This window comes from Caldicellulosiruptor diazotrophicus (assembly GCF_017347585.1).
Classification (GTDB): Bacteria; Bacillota; Thermoanaerobacteria; order Caldicellulosiruptorales; family Caldicellulosiruptoraceae; genus Caldicellulosiruptor; species Caldicellulosiruptor diazotrophicus.
In genome coordinates this window covers 1,024,641-1,045,792 of sequence record NZ_AP024480.1, presented here as the reverse complement: position 1 = coordinate 1,045,792, position 21,152 = coordinate 1,024,641, and the positions used below count along the sequence as shown (strand labels likewise).

Annotated in this window: 19 protein-coding genes, 3 tRNA genes and 1 other annotated feature; of the genes, 6 read left to right on the top strand and 16 right to left on the bottom strand. The window is 35.0% G+C overall.

Going from position 1 to position 21,152, the window contains the following annotated elements; translation table 11 throughout:
- Window positions 1-84: 84 nt before the first annotated feature.
- Window positions 85-2,634 (bottom strand): cation-translocating P-type ATPase, encoded by a 2,550-nt coding sequence (locus tag CaldiYA01_RS04950; RefSeq protein ID WP_207182090.1) that lies wholly within the window; start codon window positions 2,632-2,634, stop codon window positions 85-87.
- Window positions 2,635-2,828: 194 nt separating this feature from the next.
- Here CaldiYA01_RS04950 and CaldiYA01_RS04945 point away from each other — a divergent pair, with 194 nt between their 5' ends.
- Together CaldiYA01_RS04945 and CaldiYA01_RS04940 are read left to right on the top strand one after the other, a co-directional pair.
- The gene (locus tag CaldiYA01_RS04945) at window positions 2,829-4,574 is read left to right on the top strand and encodes an ABC transporter ATP-binding protein (RefSeq protein ID WP_207182088.1); all 1,746 of its coding nucleotides are present in this window, start codon (window positions 2,829-2,831) and stop codon (window positions 4,572-4,574) included.
- Window positions 4,571-6,364, top strand: a complete 1,794-nt coding sequence (locus CaldiYA01_RS04940) for an ABC transporter ATP-binding protein (protein ID WP_207182086.1) — start codon at window positions 4,571-4,573, stop codon at window positions 6,362-6,364. Before CaldiYA01_RS04945 ends, CaldiYA01_RS04940 begins: the two co-directional genes overlap by 4 nt.
- A 50-nt stretch (window positions 6,365-6,414) precedes the next feature.
- On the opposite strand, the gene CaldiYA01_RS04935 is transcribed toward CaldiYA01_RS04940, so the two are convergent.
- The 15 genes from CaldiYA01_RS04935 to CaldiYA01_RS04865 all read right to left on the bottom strand — a co-directional run bounded on the left by CaldiYA01_RS04935 (window position 6,415) and on the right by CaldiYA01_RS04865 (window position 13,793).
- Window positions 6,415-6,786, bottom strand: a complete 372-nt coding sequence (locus CaldiYA01_RS04935) for a hypothetical protein (protein ID WP_207182080.1) — start codon at window positions 6,784-6,786, stop codon at window positions 6,415-6,417.
- A 136-nt stretch (window positions 6,787-6,922) separates the two neighbouring features.
- Window positions 6,923-7,312, bottom strand: a complete 390-nt coding sequence (rplL, locus tag CaldiYA01_RS04930) for a 50S ribosomal protein L7/L12 (RefSeq protein WP_011917713.1) — start codon at window positions 7,310-7,312, stop codon at window positions 6,923-6,925.
- Window positions 7,313-7,350: 38 nt separating this feature from the next.
- Complete coding sequence (gene rplJ, locus CaldiYA01_RS04925) at window positions 7,351-7,875, bottom strand: 50S ribosomal protein L10 (protein WP_207182079.1); 525 nt, start codon at window positions 7,873-7,875, stop codon at window positions 7,351-7,353.
- Window positions 7,876-7,897: 22 nt separating this feature from the next.
- Window positions 7,898-8,098 (bottom strand) — a sequence feature (ribosomal protein L10 leader region).
- A 15-nt stretch (window positions 8,099-8,113) separates the two neighbouring features.
- Window positions 8,114-8,806 (bottom strand): 50S ribosomal protein L1, encoded by a 693-nt coding sequence (gene rplA / locus CaldiYA01_RS04920; RefSeq protein WP_207182077.1) that lies wholly within the window; start codon window positions 8,804-8,806, stop codon window positions 8,114-8,116.
- Window positions 8,807-8,883: 77 nt separating this feature from the next.
- Window positions 8,884-9,309: a 50S ribosomal protein L11 gene (gene rplK, locus CaldiYA01_RS04915; RefSeq protein WP_013290324.1), complete on the bottom strand. Its 426-nt coding sequence runs from the start codon at window positions 9,307-9,309 to the stop codon at window positions 8,884-8,886.
- A 41-nt stretch (window positions 9,310-9,350) separates the two neighbouring features.
- On the bottom strand, window positions 9,351-9,875 hold the full coding sequence (gene nusG / locus CaldiYA01_RS04910; RefSeq protein WP_207182075.1) for a transcription termination/antitermination protein NusG: 525 nt from the start codon (window positions 9,873-9,875) through the stop codon (window positions 9,351-9,353).
- Window positions 9,876-9,922: 47 nt separating this feature from the next.
- Window positions 9,923-10,192, bottom strand: a complete 270-nt coding sequence (gene secE / locus CaldiYA01_RS04905; protein ID WP_207182072.1) for a preprotein translocase subunit SecE — start codon at window positions 10,190-10,192, stop codon at window positions 9,923-9,925.
- Between the two features lie 23 nt (window positions 10,193-10,215).
- Window positions 10,216-10,380: a 50S ribosomal protein L33 gene (gene rpmG / locus CaldiYA01_RS04900; RefSeq protein WP_013290321.1), complete on the bottom strand. Its 165-nt coding sequence runs from the start codon at window positions 10,378-10,380 to the stop codon at window positions 10,216-10,218.
- A 170-nt stretch (window positions 10,381-10,550) separates the two neighbouring features.
- Window positions 10,551-10,626 (bottom strand) — tRNA-Thr (locus tag CaldiYA01_RS04895).
- A 43-nt stretch (window positions 10,627-10,669) separates the two neighbouring features.
- Window positions 10,670-10,743, bottom strand: a tRNA-Gly gene (locus tag CaldiYA01_RS04890).
- Window positions 10,744-10,793: 50 nt separating this feature from the next.
- A complete protein-coding gene (locus CaldiYA01_RS04885; protein WP_013290320.1) occupies window positions 10,794-11,012 on the bottom strand; it encodes a DUF1858 domain-containing protein in 219 nt (72 codons plus the stop codon).
- Between the two features lie 71 nt (window positions 11,013-11,083).
- Complete coding sequence (locus CaldiYA01_RS04880) at window positions 11,084-11,836, bottom strand: nucleotidyltransferase family protein (protein WP_207182070.1); 753 nt, start codon at window positions 11,834-11,836, stop codon at window positions 11,084-11,086.
- A gap of 16 nt (window positions 11,837-11,852) precedes the next feature.
- On the bottom strand, window positions 11,853-12,533 hold the full coding sequence (locus CaldiYA01_RS04875; RefSeq protein ID WP_207182068.1) for a GntR family transcriptional regulator: 681 nt from the start codon (window positions 12,531-12,533) through the stop codon (window positions 11,853-11,855).
- Between the two features lie 38 nt (window positions 12,534-12,571).
- The gene (ispE, locus tag CaldiYA01_RS04870) at window positions 12,572-13,426 is read right to left on the bottom strand and encodes a 4-(cytidine 5'-diphospho)-2-C-methyl-D-erythritol kinase (RefSeq protein WP_207182065.1); all 855 of its coding nucleotides are present in this window, start codon (window positions 13,424-13,426) and stop codon (window positions 12,572-12,574) included.
- Window positions 13,427-13,701: 275 nt separating this feature from the next.
- Window positions 13,702-13,793 (bottom strand) — tRNA-Ser (locus CaldiYA01_RS04865).
- Between the two features lie 140 nt (window positions 13,794-13,933).
- On the opposite strand from CaldiYA01_RS04865, the gene asnB reads away from it, so the two are divergent.
- The 4 genes from asnB to argF all read left to right on the top strand — a co-directional run bounded on the left by asnB (window position 13,934) and on the right by argF (window position 21,107).
- Entirely contained in the window at window positions 13,934-15,769 is a 1,836-nt protein-coding gene (gene asnB / locus CaldiYA01_RS04860; RefSeq protein WP_207182063.1) for an asparagine synthase (glutamine-hydrolyzing), read from the top strand.
- 126 nt (window positions 15,770-15,895) lie between these two features.
- Window positions 15,896-16,966, top strand: coding sequence for a glutamine-hydrolyzing carbamoyl-phosphate synthase small subunit (gene carA, locus CaldiYA01_RS04855; RefSeq protein ID WP_207182061.1), 1,071 nt, complete (start codon window positions 15,896-15,898; stop codon window positions 16,964-16,966).
- Between the two features lie 6 nt (window positions 16,967-16,972).
- Window positions 16,973-20,206, top strand: coding sequence for a carbamoyl-phosphate synthase (glutamine-hydrolyzing) large subunit (carB, locus tag CaldiYA01_RS04850; protein WP_207182050.1), 3,234 nt, complete (start codon window positions 16,973-16,975; stop codon window positions 20,204-20,206).
- Window positions 20,181-21,107, top strand: coding sequence for an ornithine carbamoyltransferase (gene argF / locus CaldiYA01_RS04845; protein ID WP_207182044.1), 927 nt, complete (start codon window positions 20,181-20,183; stop codon window positions 21,105-21,107). The genes carB and argF overlap by 26 nt, the downstream gene beginning before the upstream one ends.
- Window positions 21,108-21,152 lie beyond the last annotated feature (45 nt).

The window sequence follows — 21,152 nt, the reverse complement described above, 5'->3', positions numbered from 1 at the left end:
GTTTGGCATTCTCCTTTCTATTAATGATTTTAATTCCAAATGTTATTTCTTTATCAAGTAACTTTCTCATTCAATTTTATCACTTTAGATATTTTTTGCAAATATATTATGAAGCAAAGATGGAAATAATGAACAGATTATGATGATACCCCATTCTAGACTTTTTAGGGGACTTACTCCAAATACTATACCCATCTGTGGTATATATATTACCAGTAAAAATAAAACAAATGATGATATTACAGCTATTAAAAGGTATATGTTTCCAAACAACATTGAAAATATATTCCTCTTATTTGTCGAACATTCAAATGCAAAAATGAGTTGAGATATTACAAGCGTTGAAAATGCAACAGTTCTTGCTGTTATAAGGTCATAACCTTTAAAAAGAGGTAAATAAAACGCCAAGGTTGCAAATATACCAATTGAAAATCCTCTTATTACTATTTCTTGCATTAGTCCACCTGCAAAAAGACTTTCTTTTTTAGGTCTTGGTGGTCTTCTCATTAAGTCTTGATCACCTTTGGATAGAGAAAGAGCTGCTGCTGGAAGCCCGTCTGTTACAAGATTTATCCATAAAATTTGCATAGGCAAGAGTGCAATTGGCAAATTTAACATTGAAGTGAAAAGCATTATCAATACCTCGCCGATATTACAAGCAAGAAGATATTTAACAAACTTTCTTATATTGTCATAGATAATTCTTCCTTCTTCAATAGCATGAACAATTGTGGCATAATTATCATCAAGTAATATCATTGAAGCAGCTTCCTTTGTAACATCACTCCCACTAATTCCCATAGCAATACCAATATCTGCTTCTTTGATTGCTGGTGCGTCATTTACTCCATCACCTGTCATGGCAACAATGTTCTCTTTTCTTTTAAAAAGTTTTACAATTTTTAGCTTAGAAAGTGGATCTACTCTTGCAAATACCGAAATATTGTCAATATTCTTTTCAATAAACTTTTCATCTTTCTCAACTTCTTCGCCTGTGACTACCTCTTCTAAGCTTTCTGCAATTCCAAGTTCCCTTGCTATTGCAAATGCTGTAAGTTTATGATCACCTGTTATCATAACCGTTTTAACCCCAGCTTTTCTTGCCCTGTTAATTGCCAGCTTGACACCTCTTTTTGGTGGGTCTATCATTCCTATAAGTCCTAAAAATACCATATCTTCTACATCATGAGAATTTAGCTTCATGCACATAAGCAAAACTCTCAATGCTGCACTGCACATTAGTTCATTTTTTTTTGCAATTATCCTCTTTTCATGGTAGGTAAGTTCTTTTATGGCCCCATCTTGACACATATAAAACTTGCATTTTCCAATCAAGCTTTCATACGCGCCTTTAACAAATAAAATGTTGCTATCACCATATCTTACTATTACACCCATATATCGTTTATTAGAATCGAATGGTATTTCTGCTATTTTTTCTTCTTTTTTTATATACTCTTTGTATTTTTTTGCTAATACCAAAAGGGCTATTTCAGTTGGATCGCCACTTGTTTTTAATTCATTTCTAATTTTTTCTAACTCTGCATTGTTGCAATTTATAGCACACATCATTATATAATCAAGAAGCTGATTCTTTACAATTCGACCATTTAAAAGAATCCTTCCTTTTAAATCATATCCTGACCCTTCAACCTCTATGCTCATGTCGACTGTTTCTATTTTTTTCACAGTCATCTTGTTTTCTGTCAAAGTCCCTGTTTTGTCTGAACAAATAACATTTACACACCCTAAGGTCTCAACAGATGAAAGCTTTCTTACAAGTGCATTTTTCTTTGCCATACGTTGAACACCGATTGCCAAGGTAATTGTTACAACAGCAGGAAGACCTTCAGGAATTGCTGCAACTGCTAAACTTATTCCTATCATAAACATGTCGTAAATATTTTGTTTTCTAAATATTCCCATTATTACTATTATACTACATATAACTATACAAATTATAGCAAGTATTTTACCAAGTTGGTTTAATCTTACTTGCAAAGGTGTTTTAATCTCCTGTGTTTCTCCAAGTACCTTTGCTATTTGTCCCATTTTGGTGTTAAGGCCTATTGAAGTAACCCTCATTAAGCCCTTTCCTTTGACTACATATGTGCCCATATAAAGCCTATTCTCATCGTGAACATCCTTATCCACGGCTATAGACTCACCTGTTAAGATAGATTCATCAACCTTCAGTGAATATCCTTCAACTAATACTCCATCAGCTGGAATTCTGTCCCCCTCTTCAATAACCACAATGTCACCTACTGTTACATATTTTGCTTCAATTACTTCTAATTTCCCATCCCTTATGACCTTGGCTTTGTACGAAATATAATTTTTTAATGATTCTAAAGCTCTTTCAGCTTTGTATTCCTGAATAAATCCCATTGTTCCGTTTAAAATTATAAGAAAAAAGATAACAATAGCATCTAAAAACTCGCCAAGTAAAAATGATAAAGCCGTTGATACAGCTAAAATCAGAACCAAAATATCTTTGAACTGGTCTAAAAACATTGAAAAAGGTTTCTTTCTTTTTTCAATTTTAATCTCGTTTATACCATATTTTATCATATTTTCTTCAACTTCTTTAAAAGAAAGTCCTTTCTCAAAGCTTTTAAGATTGTTCAGCATTATAGCTCTACCATCCTCGCCCGAATATCTATAAACAATATTATTAAAATGCTTAAGGTTTTATGAAGAACAATAAAAGCTTAAAAAAGTGAGCTAAATATTAAAATTCTTATATTTATTTTCACATAAATCTGGTTTATAATGTATCAAAGTAGACAAAAAATGAAAATTTAAATTTGGAAGGTGCTTTTTACGTGAACAATTTAAAAAGATTATCCCCATATTTTCGAAAATATAAAAAATTTTTAATTCTTGGATTTGTTCTTATTTTTATGTCAACAACCTTTGCAATGGTAAATCCATATATTTCTAAATTAATTATTGATGAAGCAATTTCAAAGAAAAAGTATTATTTGCTTTTACCATTTGTTACAACAATGCTCTGTGTAAGTTTAATACGAGGTTTCATAAGATATGGTCATTCATATTTACTTGAAAATGTCTCTCAAAATATACTGTATGAGCTCAGAGAAACACTTTATAATTTTTTGCAAAGACAGACCTACGAATTTTATGACAAAACTCGAACAGGAGAACTCATGGCACGCATGACAGGCGATTTGGAAGGAATTAGAATGTTTTTCTCCACTGCCTTAGCTTTGTTTGCTGAAAATATTTTGAACTTTTCGATATCTCTTACCATAATGTTTATTTTAAATGTAAAGCTAACAGTAGCTTTACTTTTCTCAACGCCTATACTGTTAATTTTGGTTTATATTTTTGACAGAACCATAAGACCGGAATTTATTAAGATACGTGAAAAGTATTCTAAACTCAACACAGCAACTCAGGAAAATATTACAGGTATCAGAGTTGTAAAGGCTTTCTCTCAAGAAAACTTCGAAATAGAGAAATTTTCATCTGCCAATGACGAATATAAAGAACAAAATATAACGGTTGGACTAATTTGGGGCAAATTTTTCCCTATGATTGAGGCAATAACATCATTACTTGTTTTGATTATTTTCGCACTGGGCGGTTTTATGGTAATTAAAAATTCGATAACAATTGGAACACTTATGGCTTTTCAAGGATATCTTTGGGCCATAATTTGGCCTTTGAGGTCATTGGGATGGATTATAAGCATGGTGGAAAGAGCAAACGCTTCTTGTGAAAGAGTATTTGGATTGCTCAGTACACCTGTAAAAATCAAAGGAAAGCCAACTCCATTTGAAGTCAAAGAAGGGTATGTAAGATTTGAAAAAGTGTATTTCAAACACTCTGGAAATCTTGTATTAGAAAACATCAATTTTGAAGTAAAACCTAAAATGAAGGTTGCTATAATGGGACCAACAGGTTCAGGAAAATCTTCTATTGTAAATCTCATACCCCGTTTTTATGACGTATCAAGTGGAAAAGTACTAATAGACGAAATAGATGTAAAAGACTATGACCTAAAAAAACTCAGAGGAGCAATTTCTGTAATCCCTCAAGAGACATTTTTGTTTTCTGACACTATTGCAAATAACATAGCATATGGCGTGGAAAGTGCTTCTCTTGAAGATATCATAAACGCCGCAAAACTTGCTCAGGCACATGAATTTATTATCCAATTCCCAGATGGATATGATACTCTTGTTGGAGAGAGAGGAATTGGTCTTTCAGGTGGTCAGAAACAACGAATTGCAATAGCAAGAGCTCTTTTAAAAAAACCAAAGATACTGGTGCTCGATGATGCAACATCAGCGATTGATATGGAAACAGAGTATTTGATAAGTAAAGCGTTAGAAGAATATTTCAGAGATTGTACCGTATTTATCATTGCTCATAGGATTTCAATGGTAAAAGACTGCGACTTGATACTTTATCTTGAAAATGGAAAGATTGTAGAACAAGGAACTCATAATGAACTTTTAGCTAAAAAAGGTAGATATTATAATATATTTGTTCAGCAATACAAAGATATTCTGAGTACACAAAAAGAAGGTGATAGGTTTTGAGTAATTCCATTAAAAGACTTAGAATTGAAGAAGATGAACCAATAATAAAACCTTTTAACTGGTCACAGTTTGTAAGACTTATGAGATATATAAAACCATATAAAAAGTATTTTATATATTCATTTCTTTTAATGATACTTGCTACATTCTACAATCTTGCCGGACCTTATTTGATAAGATTGGTTATTGATATTGATATTCCCAACAGAAACATCCATGCACTTTTGTATAAGGCAGTTTTCTATATTTTGCTTACCTTTTTGTACGTAATAAGTCTTCGTATAAGAACTATCTTCATGACAAAACTTGGCAACAGTGTTGTTTCAGATATTCGAATGCATCTTTTTACCCATCTTCAAAAACTGTCTCTCAGCTTTTTCGACAGTCGACCTGCAGGCAAAATAATGGTAAGAGTATTGAATGATGTGGATTCTTTATCAGAACTTTTGTCCAATAGTATTTTGAACGTGCTTGTTGATACCTTAAGCCTTTGGGCTATTATAGTAATAATGCTTTCAATTGATATAAAACTATCCATTGTTGCACTTGGTGTTCTTCCTTTGTTAATCTCAATAATAATGATATTAAAAAACTCAATAAGGACAAGATGGCAAGATGTTAGAAAAAAATCTTCTACTCTCAATGCTTATATACATGAAAGCATACAAGGAATGAAAATAACTCAGGCTTTTACAAGAGAAGAAAAAAACTCCGAAATATTTAAAAATTTAAACACAACATTCAAAAATACATGGATGAAAGCAATCAGAGCAAACAATCTATTTTGGCCAACCGTAGAATTTACGGGAACTCTTTCAAGCGTTCTCATATTTCTTTTTGGCATTTGGATGATGAGAAAGGGATATACAACACTTGGCATAATCATAGCATTTTCAAATTATATTGGAATGTTCTGGCAACCTATCAATAATATATCTAATTTTTACAATCAGTTGTTGGTTGCAATGGCATCAACCGAACGCATATTTGAAATTCTTGATATCCAACCGGATGTTCAAGATGCTAAAGATGCATATGATTTACCACCAATTAGAGGCGAAATAACATTTGAAAATGTTTCTTTTTCATACGACGAGGAAAAACCCGTTTTAAAAGATGTTTCATTCACCATTAAAGCTGGGGAGACAATTGCGCTTGTAGGTGAAACAGGTGCAGGAAAAACCACAATAATAAATCTCATTGCAAGGTTTTATGATCCTCAAAAGGGAAGAGTTTTGATTGACGGGCATAACATTAAAAACGTGACTTTAACTTCTTTAAGAAAGCAAATGGGCATAATGCTACAAGACACTTTCATATTTTCTGGTACAATTGCGGATAACATACGATATGCAAAACCTGATGCCACAATGGATGAAGTAATTAGGGCTGCAAAGATTGTAAATGCTCATGAGTTTATCATGAAAATGGAAAACGGATATGACACAGAGGTCAACGAAAGAGGAAGTCGCCTCTCTATCGGCCAAAGACAGCTCATCGCATTTGCCAGAGCACTTTTAGCTGATCCAAAAATACTTATATTAGATGAAGCAACCTCAGCGGTAGATACTCAAACAGAAATCCTAATCCAACAGGCTATAGAAAAGCTAACATCGGGCAGGACCTCAATTATTATAGCTCACAGACTGTCTACCATCCGAAATGCTAATAGAATATTTGTCATCCATGATGGACAAATTGTTGAAGAAGGCAGTCATACTCACCTTCTTGAGAGGAAAGGTTATTATTATAATCTTTACAACTCACAGTTTAAATATTTTGAAAAATAATGACATAAGTAAAAAATGGCTGGTAAATAAAGCCAGCCATTTTTTGTGATTCATGCCTGGTATCTGTTTATTGTCCTGTGAAGTTGTGTCTGCCATTTTTCATAAACCGGTATTATTTCGTTTTGATACTTGGCAAGAAGCTTTTCAGCTACTGGCTGTTTGTACATCTGAAGAAGTTCGCTCAACCTCTCTTGAAATTCATTTTCTGTGTTCTGAAGACTTTCTACGTCAAACTCATCTTGAATTACTCTCAGAGCACTTGAAATGCTCAAAAAAGCTTCAATGATATCGTTTAAAAGATAAAAAGAATCTTCAAACCTCAGCTGAGGAATTTGAACATTCATGATATGATCTAAAGCTTCTGACATGGTAGAAGTAAGCTCATTTATTTTTTGGATAATCTCTAAGTACTTTTCATTCATTTTTTCTAACCCAACCTTCCTTGACTTAATAGTATAATATGTAATTTATAATATCACATTAAACTCAAGATTTCATCCATCAAATTGAAAAAGGGCAGGAGATTTCTCCTACCCTTTTTCTGTAATTTGACATTCACTATTTGAGTTCAACCTTTGCTCCAACTTCCTCAAGTTTCTTCTTGATCTGCTCAGCTTCGTCTTTTGAAACATTCTCTTTGATTGGCTTTGGAGCACCATCAACAAGATCCTTTGCCTCTTTCAAGCCAAGACCAGTTATCTCTCTTACAACCTTGATAACCTTGATCTTATCGCTACCTGCATCTGCTAAAATAACGTTAAATTCTGTCTTCTCTTCTGCAGCTGGAGCTGCTGCCTGAGCACCAGCAACTGGAGCTGCTGCAACTGCAACTGGAGCTGCAGCAGTAACACCAAACTCTTCTTCCAAAGCTTTTACCATCTCAGAAAGTTCTAATACTGTCAATGTTTTGATTTCTTCAATCAATTTTTGAACCTTTTCGCTTGCCATCTTTAAACAACCTCCCACTTTAAATTTTTTTATTTATGTTAAGCACTCTGCTTCTTAGCAATAGCATCGAGTGCCAGAACAAGCTTTCTAATTGTACCAGAAAGTACATAAACAAGACCCGACATTGGCGCGTTTAAGCCGCCAAGCATCTTTGCAACAAGTTCTTCTCTTGATGGAAGTTTGGAAAGTGCGTCAACCTCTTTTTCAGAAATCACTTTACCTTCAATAAATCCGCCTCTTATTTCTAACTTTTCAAGGTCTTTTGCACCTTCTTTTAATACCTTTGCAACCTTTACAGGGTCATCATACGAAAATGCAACGGCTATAGGCCCTTCAAAAAACTGTTCAAGTTCAGAAAGATTATTTTCCCTTACAGCAAAGGTAAACAAAGTCTTTTTTACAACCTTGTACTCAATTCCTGCTTCTCTTAGCTTCTTTCTGAGTGCTGTATCTTGTTCAACGGTAATTCCATGATTGCAAACAATCACACCAGCTTTTGCTTTAGACAGCTTTTCCTTGTATTCATTCAAAAGTTGTTCTTTAACCGCTCTTGACTTTGCCAATAAATTCACCTCCCTTTTGTACACAATAAATCAAAAAGCCTCTTTAAGTTTACCTTAAAGAGGCTGTAATTATCCCTCCCCATTTGGTCAATGAGAAGTAATATATACTACATCTGACCAATGGGCTTGCAAATAATTACAACCTCGGTAGGCAAACTTTTAAGCAAAGTACTTTTAAAAAGCACTTTGCACCTACTGTCTTCGGTTGTAGGTTATTCACTTTTTTAACTTTAGAACATTATAATGGTTTTAATGGGTTTATTTTAATGCCAGGTCCCATTGTTGTTGCAACCGTAATACTTTTTAAAAACTGCCCTTTTGCAGCGACTGGTCTTGCCTTGATAATTGCTTCCATAAGTGTTCTGTAATTTTCAAGAAGTTTTTCTTTACCAAATGAAACTTTACCAATTGGACAGTGAATTATCGCTGTTTTGTCAAGCCTAAATTCAACTCTACCAGCTTTTGCCTCTTTTACAGCTTTTGCAACATCCATTGTTACAGTCCCTGATTTTGGGTTTGGCATCAAACCCTTGGGACCTAAAATCTTACCAAGTCTTCCCACCAAACCCATCATATCGGGTGTTGCAATACATACATCAAAGTCTGTCCAACCTTCATTTTGAATCTTTGCAACAAGCTCTTCTGCACCTACATAATCTGCTCCTGCTTCTTCTGCTTCTTTTGCCTTGTCACCTTTTGCAAACACTAAAACTCTCACACTTTTACCTGTACCATTTGGCAAAACCACAGTACCCCTTACTTGTTGATCGGCATGTCTTGGGTCAACGTTTAACCTTACATGCACCTCAACTGTTTCGTCGAACTTTGCATAAGATGTTTTTAGCGCAAGTTCAATTGCTTCTTCTGGGTCATAAAGCTTTGTCTTATCGACAAGTTTTGCAACTTCTTGATATTTCTTACCTCTGAACATTCTCTTAAATAAACCTCCTTTGTGGTATTTCCGGCTATAAATTAACCTCCCACATTCTGTCGTGTGTATAAAAAATATTAGTCTTCAACTACAATTCCCATACTCTTTGCAGTACCCTCAATAGTTCTCATAGCAGCTTCCAAAGATGCAGCAGTTAAATCAGGCATCTTCTGTTCGGCAATTTTTCTGATTACATCTCTTTTCAACGTAGCCACTTTTTGCTTGTTTGGCTTTGGAGATCCACTTTCTATTCCTGCAGCTTTTTTCAACAGAACTGATGCTGGAGGTGTTTTTGTAATAAATGTAAATGACCTATCAGAATAAACAGTTATAACAACTGGAATAATCAATCCAGCATCCTTTGCTGTCCTTTCATTAAACTCTTTGCAAAACTGCATAATGTTAACACCATGTTGACCTAACGCAGGTCCGACAGGCGGTGCAGGTGTTGCTTTACCTGCTGGAATTTGAAGTTTTATTTGTGTTAAAACTTTCTTCGCCATCTCTACTTTTCACCTCCTGCTTAACTTGAATTTAGAATGTATTACAATCTTTCTACCTGATGGTAATCAAATTCCACAGGAGTTTCTCTCCCAAATAGGTTAAGCATTACTCTTACTTTTTTTCGCTCTTTATTTATTTCAACAACTGGCCCATAAAAATCAGCAAATGGACCAGATACAACCTTCACATTGTCACCAACTTCAATGTCAAATACTTCCACAACCTCTTCTTTGATACCCATTGCTTCTATTTCTTCATCTGTAAGAGGTGTGGGCTTAGATTCAGGTCCCACAAAGCCAGTTACGCCTCTGACATTTCTTATCGTGTACCATATATCATTGTCCATTACAGCTTTGATTAACACATACGACGGAAATTTCTTTTTTTCTTTAACAATCTTCTTTCCATCTTTAACTTCAGTAACAAGCTCAGTGGGAATCCTAATGTCTAAAATTCTATCAGACAAATTCCTATTTTCAATTATTTTTTCTAAATTAGCTTTTACTTTATTTTCATAGCCTGCATAGGTATGGACAACATACCATTTTGCTCTTTTATCGCTCATTTTGAAGGGCTAAAAGCCCGCCCTCCTTTTTTCTTAAGAATTACCTTTTATCTTATCTTCAATAAAAGTTTGAAAATAAGCTGGTCGTATATTAGGTCAGCAAGTAAAATGAACACTGTGAAAAATAGTGTAAATGTCAACACCACAATTGTGTGCTTTACCACCTGTTTTTGTGAAGGCCACACAACCTTCTTCATCTCTATTCTAACATCTCTGAAAAACTTGAGAGTCCTTCCCCACCATTCTTTAAAACTCAACTTTTTTTTATTTCCTTGAGTTTTTACAACTACCTTCTCCACCTTTTTCTTCTCCACCATTATTCACACATCCTCTTTCTTAACTATTTAGTTTCTCTATGGATGGTGTGTCTTCGGCAAAATTTGCAGTATTTTTTAAGCTCGAGTCTATCTGGGTCATTTTTCTTATTCTTTTCTGTCGTGTAATTCCTGTTTTTGCATTCAGTACATTCAAGATGAATTATCATCCTCGCACCTTTTGCAGCCATGTTAATGTACTCACCTCCATCACAAACCTTCTATAAGTGACCTTATCCTCTTTCCTTTTCCGAACAACACCTTGTATTTTTCAACAATGAAAATTAGCAAAAAAAAATAAACCTTCTTTGCTTGACTTTTTAAATCTATCATAAACAATTAAAATTGTCAATAACTAAAATGGAGCCCACGACCGGGCTCGAACCGGCGACCTCCGCCTTACCAAGGCGACGCTCTGCCTGCTGAGCTACGTGGGCGCTTACAAAAATAAAGGGGAGCATACCCCCCCTTTTTGTCATTTGGAGCGGGTGATGGGAATCGAACCCACGCTGCCAGCTTGGGAAGCTGGTGTTCTACCATTGAACTACACCCGCACTACCACTTACTATTTTAATACGATTTGTTGAAGATGTAAAGTCTTTTTTTATTCATCCAAAAGACCTTTGCTTTTGAGATACTCATTTAGCTCGTCAACAAGCTTTTGCGCATCTATTCCATGAAGCGCACATGCCTCTTCAATGCTTTCTCCTTGAGCAGAAGGACAACCCAGACAGTGAAGACCATTGTTTAAAAATATTGGAATGGTCCCTCTATCAATCCTCAATACATCTGCTATTATTGTATCTGTTGTAATTCTTGGCATTCTCATTTGCCTCCTTCTTAAGATAAAAGTATCACTACTTTTTATATTATACCACAATTTCAATCGGAATTCTACCTCTTTTTTTCAAGATATAACTTTGCCACCATAAGGTCAGAGTCTTTATCCACATCTTGCCCCAATTCAGGATATGTAGAGATAATAGCCTTAGCTTTAACCTTGAAAACCTTAGATACCCTTTTTTCAACTTTTTGGATTGAAAGTCTTTTTGTTAAAAAAAGCAATAAAATAGTAGGTCCTATTAGTCGTGCCATGGCAATAGGATTTTTGCGCTTTTCTACAAGCTTTTCTGCAAGTGAATAACACCTTTCAAATACTGATGGAGTTATTATAATAGCATTTCCCCCCGTAAATGTTCCTTCTTTTACAGTCCCATATGTCCTTTTCATTTGAGGATATTTCTCATCATTTACACTCTTTTCAACAATTGGATAACAGATGTCCGCTCCAGATTTAATTGACTCTTCGATAAAATGATCTATTGCCTCAGCAGTAATAAATGGCAGATCTGCAGTTAAAAATAAAATTTTTTTGTTGTCGTTCAAAAATTCTATCGCTTTTTTGGCATTTCTCATTATCGAATTGTCTTCTTCAATAAATTCAACCTGTGGATATCTTGAAATCAAAAATTCTTTTAATTGACCTGGACCCACAACAACCCTGCGCGAAATATGCTTGGAATTGCATACTGCATCAAGTACATATTCTATTAAAAATTTTTCTCCAATTTTAATCAATGCCTTACATTCATAAGGAGTACCTGATTTGTTTTTATCAGATCCAGCAAGTATTACAGCATTTATCATATTATTCACCTTTTTGTTAAGATTTTAAACTGTTAATAAGCTCTATTTCCTGATTTTTTATGTGCTCTTCTGCTATCTTCTGAGCTTTTTCAACATCTCCACCAATAATTGCTTCTACAATCTCTTTGTGTTCTTTTAAAAGATTTTCACTTCTCCTGTAAATCTCTTTAAGATATATTATCCTGAATCGGGTTATCTGCTCACGAAGGTTATTTATTATATGTTGGAGTTTCTCATTCTTTGCCCCTAAGTATATCAAATCGTGCAACTTTATATCATCGTTTATCATTCCTTCAATATTCCCAGACTTAAAATTTTTCTCAAATGAATATAAAACCTTTTTAAGCTGTTCCTTTTCGGATTTTGTCATTCGCTGGGCTGCAAGACCTGTCGCAAGCTTGTCAAGAGCAGCTCGTATCTCCAATACATCCATTATTTCTTTTTTGGATATATCAGCAACGTAAGCACCTTTTCGGGGAAGCATCACAACAAGCCCTTCAAGTTCAAGCTTCCTTATAGCCTCTCTAATAGGAGTTCTTGAAACACCAAGCATTTCTGCAAGTTTTATCTCCATAAGTCTTTCACCAGGTTTTAAATCGCCGTTTACTATCATATCCCTGAGCTTTTCAAACACAATCTCGCGCAGAGGTTTATAATTCTCTATTAAAAAATAATGTGATTCATTCTTTTCATTCATTTTTTATCACAACTCCTACTAATATTAAATTACTAAAATCAGTTACCTTCACACGTTGTAGTCAATATAATTTCTTTTATGAATACTTTAAGCCTCTCTGCAGCTTTTAAAGCATCATACTTGTTGCCAAAAATTCCAAACACAGCCGGACCACTTCCTGTCATAACAGTTCCAAGAGCATTGTTATTTCTCATAATGTCCTTGACTTTATTTATAACTGGATATTGATTTACTGTAACTACCTCTAAAATGTTGCAAAGGTTTTTTGCTATCTCTTTTATATTACCCTCTTCTATTGCTGAAATCATAGCTTCTATGTTTGCTCTCTTCTTTATCTTGCTAAGGTCAAGCGCCTCGTATACAGCCTGAGTAGAAACATATACTTCTGGCTTTGCAATGAGTATATTCATCTGAGGAGCTGATTTTAGCTTTATCACCTTTTCGCCAATTCCCTCACAAAGAGCTGTGCCACCTACTAAACAAAATGGAACATCAGCTCCAATCTCTCTTCCGATTTCCATAAGCTGCTGCTCAGAAAGATTTAGCTCAAATATTTTGTTCAGACCTTTTAAAACTGCTGCGGCATCAGTACTTCCTCCAGCTAAGCCTGCAGAAACCGGGATATTCTTTTCAATATGTATTTTCACACCTTGTTTTATGTTAAAACGCTCTTTTACAAGAGAGGCTGCAATGTATGCGTGGTTTTTATTGTCAGTTGGAATATTTTCACTTGAAGTTGTTACAATTATACTGTCTTCTTCTATCTTTTCAATATTGATTATATCATACAAATCAACTGTTTGCATTATAGTTCTTATTTCATGATAGCCATCTTCCCTTTTCGAAAGTACATCCAATGCTAAGTTGATTTTCGCATAAGCTTTGAGTTTCAACTCATTCCACACCTTTCGCAATGAAAATTATCAAAGAATTATTGTGTATATTGTATTCTTTTTATTAGGTCTCAAATACTATATTATCACAAAATATTAAGAAATATGAGGAAATTGATTCTATCAATTTATAACGGCAAGATGAAATGTAATAAAAAAAGACCATATTTCTTCATGGTCCTTAAAACCTGCTCAATTATAATATTACACTATGTATCAAAAAACTTGCAAGCACTTTTGTAGCAGTAAAATAAAAATTCCAATTAAAAATTAAATGGCGGAAGGGGTGGGATTCGAACCCACGGCCCGCTTCACGCGGGTCACTGGTTTTCAAGACCAGCTCCTTAAACCACTCGGACACCCTTCCGCTAAAATCTTCTTTTTCTAGCGCAAGATTTATTATAAACCATCTAAATTGATATGTCAATAACCCAAAACATCATTATTCACCATCTTACCTTTTGCTTAATATATTGATACTGAAATTCTAAAATTTGTTGTGAAAAAATGTGCGGATTTAGTGGATGGGTATGTTTTAGCTCAGACATTTCTAACTTTCGCGATGTAATAATAAGGATGACTGATGCACTTAGTCATCGCGGACCTGATGAAGAAGATTACTACGTCACTAAACATGCTCTGCTCGGGCACAAAAGACTCACTATTATAGACCCTGAGGGTGGCAAACAGCCAATGATTAAATTTCATGGTCAAGAAAAATTCATTATAGTCTATAACGGTGAGCTTTACAACACTCAAGAACTTCGGTCAATGCTTCAAAGCTTAGGGCATCACTTCAGTTCATACTCTGATACCGAAGTTGTGTTGACCTCTTACATTCAATGGAAAGAAGAATGCGTGAAATATCTAAATGGTATATTTGCTTTTGCAGTTTTCAATGAAACCAAAAACGAACTTTTTATAGCTCGTGACCATTTAGGAGTAAAACCGCTATTTTTCTCCTTTAAAAATGGCAACTTTATTTTTGGTTCAGAAATAAAAGCTCTTCTAAAGCATCCTTTAATATCTACTAAGGTCAATAAAGAGGGTATTTTTGAGCTTATAGGTCTTTGCCCTGCTAGGTCTCCATTTTCAGCAATTTTCAAAGATATCATAGAACTTCCTCCTGCACATTATGTAATATACAACGAAAATAAATATGAAATAAAAGAATATTGGCATTTAAAACCAGAAAGGTTTGACAACACTGTAGATGAGACCATTGAAATAGTTAAAAACCTTGTCACAGATGCAATAACAAGACAACTTGTTTCCGACTTTGAAATATGCTGCTTTCTGTCAGGTGGGCTGGATTCAACCATTATCACAGCTATTTCTGCTAACCAGTTAAGAAAAGAAGGGAAAAGATTAAAAAGTTTTTCTGTTGATTATAAAGATAACGCAAAATATTATAAATTCAATCAGTATCAACCCACCTTAGACAGCACCTATGCTAAGATAGCTTCAAAAAGTATAGGAACAGACCACATTGTAGTTGAAATTGACAATGAACTCTTATGCAATGCCCTCTCCCTTGCCACAGTTGCAAATGACCTTCCTGGCATGGCTGACATTGACTCATCACTTCTCTTGTTTACAAATGAAGTGAGAAAATATGCAAAGGTTGCCCTATCGGGTGAGTGTGCTGACGAGATTTTTGGCGGATATCCTTGGTATTGGAGAGACGATTACAAAAATTTTGAAACATTTCCATGGTCACCTTCATTAGAATTTAGAAAAAATCTTCTGTCGAAAAAATATTCAAAATCTGAGCTTGAAGAGTATGTTAATTCAAGATACAAAGAGTCGGTTGAAAAAGTAAACTATCTTGATAGTGACTCTCAGGAAGATGTAAAACATAGAATTTTGTACTATTTGAATGTTAAGTGGTTTATGGTAACGCTTTTAAATAGAAAAGATAGGATGAGCATGGCAAATTCTTTGGAGGTAAGAGTTCCATTTGCTGATTATAGAATTGTAGAACTTTTATACAATGTTCCTTGGAAGATTAAATATCTCGAAAATATTGAAAAAGGCCTTTTAAGACGCTCATTTGAAGAAATTATTCCTAATGAAATAAAGAATCGTAAAAAAAGCCCTTATCCTAAAACCTATAATCCCGAGTATCTCAAAAAAACAAAGCAAAAGGTTTTAGAGATTATAAAAAATAACTCTCCTATATTTGAGATAATAGATAAAACTTACTTGGAAAACATAACAGAAAAAGAATTTTTCCCCTCAGATAAACCTTGGTTTGGCCAACTAATGACTCTCCCACAGTTTTTTGGATATATTATCCAGCTTGATTTTTGGATAAAAACTTACAATGTAGACTTCGAATAAAAATAAATTCGATATTGTATTTTTATTCATTTTGGTTTATAATTTAATTGACAACTTTTTAGTATTGAACTTAAGCTAATATTTTGGTACGCTTTTATTTAAAAATGCTCAAGAAGGAGAATGGAAATGAAAAAGGCGGTACTTGTTTTAGAAGACGGGCTGACATTTGAAGGAATTTCACTTGGCAGTGAAGGCGAAACAATTGGTGAAATTGTATTCAATACATGCATGACAGGATACCAAGAGGTGCTGACTGATCCTTCTTACAATGGCCAGATTGTTACAATGACATACCCCCTTATAGGCAATTACGGAATAAATAGTGAAGATGTGGAGTCATACAAACCTCATGTTGAAGGTTTTATTGTCAGAGAAGCATGTAAAACGCCTTCAAATTTCAGAGCTCAGAAGACATTGCATGAATATTTAAAAGAAAATAATATTGTAGCAATTGAGGGTGTAGATACACGAGCTATAACAGAACACATACGCAATAAAGGTTCAATGCTTGGCATAATCTCAACAGAGACCGATAATAAAGAGGTTCTCCAGAGCAAAATATTTGAGTATAAAAAACAAAAGCCATCTTTGGTAAAAGAAGTTTCAACCACTCAGGTATATAGAATTGAAGGCAGTGGCAAGAGGGTTGCTGTTTTGGATTTTGGAATAAAGCAAAATATCTTGAGAGAACTTTCAAAAAGAGGTCTTGATTTGTATGTATTTCCATATAATAGCTCACTTAGCCAAATAATGAAAATAAATCCAGAAGGGTTTGTATTCTCAAATGGACCGGGTGACCCTGTTGATTTAGAAGAAATCTTCTCTACTTTGAAACAAATAATTGAGTTAAAGAAACCTATTCTTGGAATTTGCCTTGGCCATCAACTTTTGGGTTTGTGTTTAGGACTTAAGACATATAAGCTGAAATTTGGTCACCATGGAGGAAATCACCCGGTTAAAGACTTGATTTCCGGAAAGGTTTATATAACCTCACAGAACCACAACTATGCAATTGAATATAAAGAATATGAAAAAATAAAAATCACACATATAAATGTAAATGATAAAACTGTTGAGGGGTTTGTTCATCTTGATTTGCCAATAGTATCTGTTCAATACCATCCTGAGGCAAGCCCAGGTCCACATGACTCAAAATATATATTTGACCAATTTACTAAGCTTTTGAATGGAGTGTAGAAAAAGATGCCAAAGAGAAAGGACATAAAAAAGGTTTTAATAATAGGCTCCGGTCCAATAGTAATTGGGCAGGCTGCTGAGTTTGACTATTCAGGAACTCAGGCCTGCCGTGCTTTAAAAGAAGAAGGAATAGAAGTTGTGCTTGTAAATTCCAACCCTGCTACAATCATGACTGATACAGAAATTGCTGACAGGGTATATATTGAACCAATCTCAGTTGATTATATTGAAGAAATAATTAAAAAAGAAAGACCACAGGGCCTTTTGGCTGGGCTTGGTGGTCAGACAGCGCTCAATATGGCATTTGAGCTTGCCGAAGCAGGAATTTTGGAAAAGTACGGAGTTTCTCTTCTTGGTACATCGCTTGAAACAATTAAAAAGGCAGAAGACAGGGAACTTTTCAAAAAGACCATGATTGAAATTGGAGAACCTGTGCCAAAAAGCATCATAGCACACTCTGTACAAGAAGCTGTAGAATTCGCAAGAGAAGTTGGATACCCTGTTATTGTTCGCCCTGCCTATACCCTTGGCGGCACAGGCGGTGGAATTGCTTACAGTGAAGATGAACTAAGATACATTGCAAGCAAAGGATTAAAACTTTCTTTAATTCATCAAGTATTGATTGAACAGAGTGTTCTTGGATGGAAAGAAATAGAATATGAGGTCATGAGAGACAGCAATGACAATTGCATTACAGTGTGCAATATGGAAAACATAGACCCTGTGGGAATACACACAGGTGACAGTATTGTTGTTGCCCCATCCCAAACTCTTTCTGATAAAGAGTATCAAATGCTTCGAAGTGCTTCTTTAAACATAATAAGAAGTCTTAAAATTGAGGGCGGATGTAATGTCCAGTTTGCACTAAATCCGAACAGCATGGAATATGTAGTAATTGAGGTAAATCCAAGAGTGAGCCGTTCGTCTGCCTTAGCATCAAAAGCAACAGGGTACCCTATTGCTCGAATTGCTGCAAAAATAGCAATTGGTCTTACACTTGACGAAATAATAAATCCTATCACCCAAAACACATATGCAAGCTTTGAACCGTCTATAGACTATGTTGTTGTAAAAGTGCCAAGATGGCCTTTTGATAAGTTTGAAAAGGCAGACAGACGTCTTGGTACACAGATGAAGTCAACTGGCGAGGTCATGGCAATTGGAAGAACATTTGAAGAAGCGTTTTTGAAAGCAATAGATTCACTGGATGTTAAGATTAACTACCAGCTTGGGCTTAAAAAATTCGAAGAGATGGCAGATAGTGAGCTTTTAGAGTATATAAAAACTCCAAACGATGAGAGAGTTTTCGCAATATGCGAAGCTCTTTCCCGAAATTATGATTGCAAGTTCATCTCAGACCTCAGCAAGATTGATTACTTCTTTATAGAAAAGTTCAAAAACATAGTTGATATGTCAAAACAGCTCAAAAAATATGACATAGAATCACTGCCATATGACCTTTTACAAAATGCTAAAAGACTTGGGTTTGGTGACTCTTACATTGCAAATCTTTTAAAAGAGGACGTGGACGAGGTAATAGAAATAAGAGAGAAATGTAAGCTAAAACCTTCTTTCAAGATGGTTGATACCTGTGCAGGTGAGTTTGAAGCAAAAACACCATATTTTTATTCCACATACGAAAAAGAAACTGACTTAGTTGTAAGTTCAAAGCCTAAAGCAATTGTAATTGGTTCAGGACCAATTCGAATTGGTCAGGGAATTGAATTTGATTATTGCTGTGTTCATTCAATATTTGCATTAAAAGAAGAAGGAGTTGAAGCTATAATCATCAATAACAATCCTGAGACAGTATCAACCGACTTTGATACATCAGACAAGCTCTTTTTTGAACCTCTTACAAAAGAATGTGTTTTAGATATAATAAAACAGGAAAAACCAATGGGTGTAATTGTTCAATTTGGTGGACAGACAGCAATAAACATGGCTTCATACCTTGCAAAAAACGGTGTGAAGATCCTTGGAACTTCTATGGAAAGCATTGACACTGCAGAAGACAGAGACAAGTTTTTGAATCTTCTCAAAAACCTCAATATTCCTTATCCACCCGGTGGAGCTGCATACAGCTTGGAAGATGCGGTGAGGGTTGCCGAAAAGATTGGCTATCCTGTTCTAGTAAGACCATCTTATGTTCTTGGCGGAAGGGCAATGGAGATTGTCTACAGCCGTGAGGAACTTGAAAAATATATCAAAGCTGCAATTGAGATATCAATAAAGCATCCTATTTTGATCGATAAATACATCCTTGGAAAAGAGGCAGAAGTTGATGGAATCTCGGATGGAGAAGATGTGTTAATACCTGGGATCATGGAACATATTGAAAGAGCTGGTGTTCATTCTGGAGACAGTATGGCAGTATTCCCACCCCATACACTTTCTGAAAGGGTTAAAGAAAAAATTGTTGATTATACCATAAAACTTGCCCGTGCCTTGAGAGTTGTAGGACTTTTCAATATTCAATTTGTAATTGACAAAGATGAAAATGTTTATGTAATAGAAGTAAATCCTCGCGCAAGCAGAACTGTGCCAATTTTGAGCAAGGTTACAGGAATTCCTATGATTAAGATTGCAACTAAACTCATACTTGGCAAAAAGCTCAAAGACTTGGGATACCAAACAGGCCTTGTAAAAGAACCAGACTTTTTTGCAGTAAAAGCTCCTGTATTTTCGTTTTCCAAATTATCAAAGGTGGATGCATACTTGGGACCAGAGATGAAATCCACCGGCGAAGTTCTTGGTGTCTCCAAAAACCTAAAAGTTGCTCTTTACAAAGCTTTCATATCTTCCAATTACAAATTTGTAAAAAGCGGAAGTTGTTTGATTTTAGCACCTGAAAGTGAAAAGGATGCTATACAGCAGATAATACGAAAATTATATGAAGTAAACTACAAAGTGTTCCTATTAGATAGCATGAAGGATTATATAAAAGGGCTAAATGTAGAGTTTATAGACAAAGAGACCGCTCAAAAGTTGCTACTTGAAGACAAATTCTCGTTTGTAATAAATATTCCATCCAAAGACAAAATGCAAGAGTTTGGTTTTGTTTTGCGAAGACTTTCTGTGGAGTTTGGAATCACAACATTGACATCGATTGACACAGCACTGTATTATGTGGACGTTCTATCTCTACTACATGAGATTGAAAAAGATATTTACTGTCTGAATGATTTATTTAAAGATGAAAGGATGAAGTGCTATGAAACATTTCCTACATCTAAATGACCTTTCAAAAGAAGATATTATGTATTTGGTTGAGCTCGCAAGCAGACTCAAAAAAGAAGCTAAAAAAGGTCTTTACTTTCCCTATTTAAAGAACAAAGCGCTAGGACTTATATTTACAAAGGCTTCAACAAGGACACGTGTATCATTTGAAGTGGGAATCCATCAGCTTGGCGGATATTCACTCTATCTTGGGAAAAATGACCTTCAGCTTGGCAGAGGTGAAACAATAGAAGATACAGCAAAGGTTTTATCGCGATACCTTGACCTAATTGTGATAAGAACATATGAACAAAAAGAGGTCGAAGAATTTGCAAAATACTCTTCCATCCCAGTTATAAATGGTCTTACTGATGATTATCATCCAACCCAAATCATAGCTGATTTTCAGACAATTTTTGAGGAAAAAGGAAGGCTCAGTAATATAAAGATAGCATATGTGGGAGACGGCAACAATGTAGCAGCCACACTTTTGGTAGGCGCAGCAAAACTTGGTCTTGACATTGCAATTGCAACTCCACCCGGCTATGAAATAAAGAAAGAGGTTGTAGATTTTGCACTTGATGAGGCAAAAAAGAGCAAAAGTAATGTCATCTTTACTAATAGTCCAAAAGAGGCTGTAAAAGACGCTGATGTTGTCTATACAGACACATGGGTTTCGATGGGGCAAGAAGAAGAAAAGGAAAAAAGAATAAGGGATTTTGAAGGATATCAGGTAGACAGCTCTCTTATGAAATTAGCAAAGGATGATGCGATATTCTTGCATTGTCTTCCAGCATACAGAGGGTTTGAAGTAACCTCAGAGGTTATAGACGGTCCGCAATCGAGGGTATTTGATGAGGCAGAAAATAGACTTCATGCTCACAAGGCTATAATGATTTTTGTATGTCTTGAAAGAGTTTGAATCAGGGGGTTTTCAAAGAAACTAATAAGGCTGCCAGCCAAGTCA